This is a genomic window from Paracholeplasma vituli (assembly GCF_025446935.1).
GTDB classification, from domain to species: Bacteria; Bacillota_I; Bacilli_A; order Acholeplasmatales; family UBA5453; genus Paracholeplasma; species Paracholeplasma vituli.
Genome location: NZ_JAOEGN010000028.1, coordinates 1 through 3015, shown reverse-complemented (window position 1 = coordinate 3015; position 3015 = coordinate 1). Strand labels below are relative to the sequence as shown.

Genomic DNA, 3015 nt, shown 5'->3' with positions numbered 1-3015 from the left:
TCTTTGAAAAGTAGATAAATTCTGACGTAAGGTTAAGGAAGAGAAGGCACGCAGTGGATGCCTTGGCACTAAGCACCGATGAAGGACGCAACTAACGGCGAAACGCCACGGGGAGCAGTAAGTACGCGACGATCCGTGGGATTCCGAATGAGGCAACTCAGCATGTGGAAGACATGTTATCCCAGCAATGGGAGGGGGACGCAGGGAATTGAAATATCTCAGTACCTGTAGGAAAAGAAAGTAATAAACGATTCTAGTAGTAGCGACGAGCGAACCTGGAGGAGCCTGTTTTGCATAATAGTTACAAAACCAGATTATAGACGAATGGCATGGGAAGGCCAATCGAAGAAGGTGAGAATCCTGTAGTCGAAATGATCTGGACTAGGCAAACGAGAAGTAGGGCGGGACACGAGAAATCCCGTTTGAAGAACGGAGGACCATCTCCGAAGGCTAAATATGTCTTAGTGACCGATAGTGAACCAGTACAGTGATGGAAAGGTGAAAAGAACCCCGGGAGGGGAGTGAAATAGAACCTGAAACTGTGTGCCTACAACTAGTTAGAGGGCGTTAATGCCTGATAGCATGCCTTTTGTAGAATGAACCGGCGAGTTACGTTACAGAGCAAGGTTAAGCCTAGAGGGGCGGAGCCGAAGCGAAAGCGAGTCTGAATAGGGCGAATAAGTTGTGTGACGTAGACCCGAAACCGGGTGAGCTAGCCATGAGCAGGTTGAAGTTTATGTAAGAGTAAATGGAGGACCGAACCGCGGAATGTTGAAAAATTCTCGGATGACTTGTGGCTAGGGGTGAAATTCCAATCGAACTCGGAGATAGCTGGTTCTCCCCGAAATAGCTTTAGGGCTAGCGTTAGCAGAAGGTTTTATGAAGGTAGAGCACTGAATGTGTGATGGCCCCACCTCGGGGTACTGAGCCCAATCAAACTCCGAATGTCATAAAATAAGGCTAGCAGTCAGACTGTGGGTGATAAGGTTCATGGTCAAGAGGGAAAGAGCCCAGATCGCCAGATAAGGTCCCAAAATTCATACTAAGTGGCAAAGGAAGTGGAGATGCACAAACAACTAGGAGGTTGGCTTAGAAGCAGCCATCCTTTAAAGAGTGCGTAATAGCTCACTAGTCGAGTGACTCTGCGCCGAAAATGTACCGGGGCTAAGTATGATACCGAAGCTGCGAATTTGGATTGAATCCAAGTGGTAGGGGAGCGTTCTAACAGCGGAGAAGGTCGATCGGAAGGACGGCTGGAGCGGTTAGAAGTGAGAATGCCGGTGTAAGTAACGAAAAGACAGGTGAGAATCCTGTCCGTCGAAAACCCAAGGTTTCCAGGGGAAGGTTCGTCCGCCCTGGGTAAGTCGGGGCCTAAGGTGAGGCTGAGAAGCGTAGCCGATGGATAGCAGGTAGAGATTCCTGCACTAGTATATAGACTGATGGAGTGACAGAGCAGGCTAACGTCCGCCCCTGAATGGATTGGGGACAAGGATCTAAGGTTGTCGTGTAGGCAAATCCGCATGGCGAGACTAAGGATCGGTAGGTAAAGGACGATGATGTCAAACTTTCAAGAAAAGCTTCTAGGGTTAATCTATATACTACCCGTACCGTAAACCGACACAGGTGGGTGGGTAGAGAATACTAAGACGCGCGAGAAAACTCTTGTTAAGGAACTCGGCAAATTAACCCCGTAACTTCGGGATAAGGGGGACTCAAAATGAGAAAAATGAGTCGCAGAAAATAGGCCCAAGCGACTGTTTATCAAAAACACAGGTCTCTGCAAAACCGCAAGGTGAAGTATAGGGGCTGACGCCTGCCCGGCGCTGGAAGATTAAGAGGAGATGTCAGGAAACGAAGCATTGAATTGAAGTCCCAGTAAACGGCGGCCGTAACTATAACGGTCCTAAGGTAGCGAAATTCCTTGTCGGGTAAGTTCCGACCCGCACGAAAGGCGTAACGATTTGGGCACTGTCTCAACAAGAGGCTCGGTGAAATCAAGTTTACCGGTGAAAACGCCGGTTACCCGCGATTAGACGAAAAGACCCCATGGAGCTTTACTGTAGCTTGATATTGATATACTGTGTACGATGTACAGGATAGGTGGGAGACTAAGAAGTTAGGACGTTAGTCTTGATGGAGTCGACGTTGGGATACCACCCTTTGTGCACGGCGTATCTAACTAGCGGATGTGTAATCCGGAGGACAGTGTCTGGTGGGCAGTTTGACTGGGGCGGTCGCCTCCCAAAGAGTAACGGAGGCGCCCGAAGGTACCCTCAGAATGGTTGGAAATCATTCGTAGAGCGCAAAAGCATAAGGGTGCTTGACTGCGAGACCAACAAGTCGAGCAGGGACGAAAGTCGGGTTTAGTGATCTTACGGTTCCGCATGGAAGGGCCGTGACTCAACGGATAAAAGCTACCCTGGGGATAACAGGCTTATCGCTTCCAAGCGTTCACAGCGACGAAGCGGTTTGGCACCTCGATGTCGGCTCGTCGCATCCTGGAGCTGAAGAAGGTTCCAAGGGTTGGGCTGTTCGCCCATTAAAGCGGCACGCGAGCTGGGTTCAGAACGTCGTAAGACAGTTCGGTCTCTATCTATCGTGGGCGTTGGAAATTTGAAGGGAGCTGTCCTTAGTACGAGAGGACCGGGATGGACATACCACTGGTGCACCAGTTGGCCTGCCAAGGCCACAGCTGGGTAGCTATGTATGGACGGGATAAACGCTGAAAGCATCTAAGCGTGAAGCCCCCCTTAAGATGAGATTTCCCATTAGCAATAAGTAAGTTCCCTTGTAGACTACGAGGTTGATAGGTCAGGTATGGAAGCGTCGCGAGGCGTGAAGTTGACTGATACTAATAGAACGAGGACTTAACCTTACAAATGAATTTATCTAGTTTTGAGAGATGTCTGGTGACGATGGCGAAGTGGACACACCTGTTCCCATCCCGAACACAGAAGTTAAGCACTTCAGCGCCGAAAATAGTACAATGTGCGAAGATAGGTCGTTGCCAGGCAA

The 3015-nt window shown here is 49.5% G+C and carries 2 rRNA genes; both read left to right on the top strand.

Features of this window, described 5'->3' with window-relative positions:
- Positions 1–30: 30 nt before the first annotated feature.
- Positions 31–2875, top strand: a 23S ribosomal RNA gene (locus N7603_RS08845).
- A 30-nt stretch (positions 2876–2905) separates the two neighbouring features.
- A 5S ribosomal RNA gene (gene rrf, locus N7603_RS08840) occupies positions 2906–3013 on the top strand.
- Positions 3014–3015 lie beyond the last annotated feature (2 nt).